The sequence below is a fragment of the Hymenobacter agri genome, assembly GCF_054778495.1.
Genome location: NZ_BAAGZM010000727.1, coordinates 1 through 1,896, shown reverse-complemented (window position 1 = coordinate 1,896; position 1,896 = coordinate 1). Strand labels below are relative to the sequence as shown.

Sequence of the window (1,896 nt, the reverse complement as noted above, 5' to 3'; positions counted from 1 at the left end):
CGCAACCCCGCTGCCGGGGGCGGCCGACGAGTCGGCGTCGCTGGAAGCCACCGAGGCCTTAGTATCGGCCGCGCCGGCCGCTACCACGCCCCTGGCCTGGGTGCTGCTGATTGTGCTGGCCTGCATTTGGGGTACCTCGTTTATTCTGATGAAGAAAGGCCTGGTAGTGTTTTCGGCGCTGGAGCTGGGGGCTATTCGGGTGAGCGTGGCCTCGCTGCTGCTGCTGCCGTTTGCCCTGCGGCACGTGGGTAGCGTGGCGCGCAGTCGCTACAAGTGGCTGGCGCTGAGTGGGGTGGTGGGCACGCTGCTGCCGGCCTTCCTGTTTGCTTACGCCGAAACCCGGCTGGCCTCGGGGCTGGCAGGCGTGCTCAATGCCCTCACGGCGGTGTTCACGCTGCTGGTGGGGGCGCTGCTGTTTGGGCAGAAGCTCACGCTGCCGCGCGTGCTGGGCATTGCTCTGGGCCTGGCGGGCACGGTGGTGATGCTGCAACTGGGCGGCAGCGGCGGCGATGCCACGCCCGCCGGCGAGGGCAACGCTTGGTACGGCCTCTACATTCTGGCCGCCACCATTGGCTACGGCCTGAGTGTGAACGTCATCAAGCACAAGCTCAGCGGCCTGTCGCCCATCGCCGTCACCTCCATGCTGTTGATGCTGATTGGTGGGCCGGCGCTGGCTTTCCTGTTGCTAGCTACCGATTTCGTGCACAAGCTGACGACCGCGCCGGGCGCCTGGACGGCCTTTGGCTACATTGCGCTGCTGGCCACCATGAGCACGGCCGTGGCCATGGTGCTGTTCAACAAGCTAATTCAGCAATCCACGGCGCTGTTTGCGTCTTCAAGCACCTACCTCATTCCCATTGTGGCGCTGGCGCTGGGCGCGCTCGATGGTGAGGCCTTCAACCTCTGGCACTTCGTTGGCATGGTGGTGATTCTGGGCGGCGTGCTGATTATTCACCGGGCGAAGTAGGAAGAGGGAGACATTATTGAGGGAAAGTTTAGAACGTCATGCTGAGCGCAGTCGAAGCATCTCTACCGCAGCAGTAAATGAATTACTCTTCGTGGTAGAGATGCTTCGACTGCGCTCAGCATCACGTTCCTATTGCTCACTGCTCATTCATATAGGGCCACTCCTGAAACCGCCCCGGCAGGCCGGCGGCGAGGGCATTGCCGCGCAGGTAGGCCAGCAGGCGGGTGAGCTCTGCGGCATCCTGCACGGCGTATTCGTGCCAGCCAACTTGCCAGAACTCGGCTTCGGGCGGGAGCTTGGGGCGCACCAGACGGCGGCAGGCGGTGCCGGTGCGCAGGTGCAGCAGGTCGATAGCTTTGGCGAAGGAAAGCGTGCTGTCGTCGGGCAGTTCGAGCACGAGATGAGCGTGGTTGGGCAGGATGGCGAAGCCGTGGACGCGGAAGCCAGTTTCCTCCAGCATCAGAATTTCGCCGGCCAGCACCTCGGCCATCTTCTCATTTTCGAAGTAGCGCGGGCCGATTGGGGTGCGGTCGAGCACGGCATCGAACTGTGCGAAAAATTGCTTCTGGGCGCGGCGGTAGTCGGCACCGGCCTCCTGGGCGGCGCATAGGCTAGCTTTAAGCTCGCGGCCGGTGGCGGCCGGGATGGTGCCGTGCAGGCGAAAGGTGAGCAGACTAACCATGTGGCGGTAGATGATGTAGAAACGCATATTTGCGTCTCGTCGTTGAGCGATAATATGAGAAAGGCACGGCTCCAGCCGTTCAACGACGAGACGCAAATATGCGTCTCTACCACATCGTCAGCACGCCGTTGCTTTCCCGCAGGCGGTTCTCGCTCAGCAGCGTTTCGGTAGCTGCTACCAGAAGCTGCCGCAGCTCCTCGCCGGGACGGGCGAAGCCCAGCAGGCGGGCGGCGGCGGCGGGTGCGGC

General features: G+C 63.4%; 2 protein-coding genes. One reads left to right on the top strand and one right to left on the bottom strand.

The genetic code is table 11. The features are described 5' to 3' along the window. A partial coding sequence (locus tag ACYVDE_RS21470) for a DMT family transporter (RefSeq protein WP_460503580.1) occupies positions 1-967 on the top strand: 967 nt, incomplete at its 5' end. Positions 968-1,103: 136 nt separating this feature from the next. Here the strand turns inward: ACYVDE_RS21470 and ACYVDE_RS21465 are convergent. Next, positions 1,104-1,676: a transposase gene (locus tag ACYVDE_RS21465; RefSeq protein ID WP_460503579.1), complete on the bottom strand. Its 573-nt coding sequence runs from the start codon at positions 1,674-1,676 to the stop codon at positions 1,104-1,106. Positions 1,677-1,896: the final 220 nt, after the last annotated feature.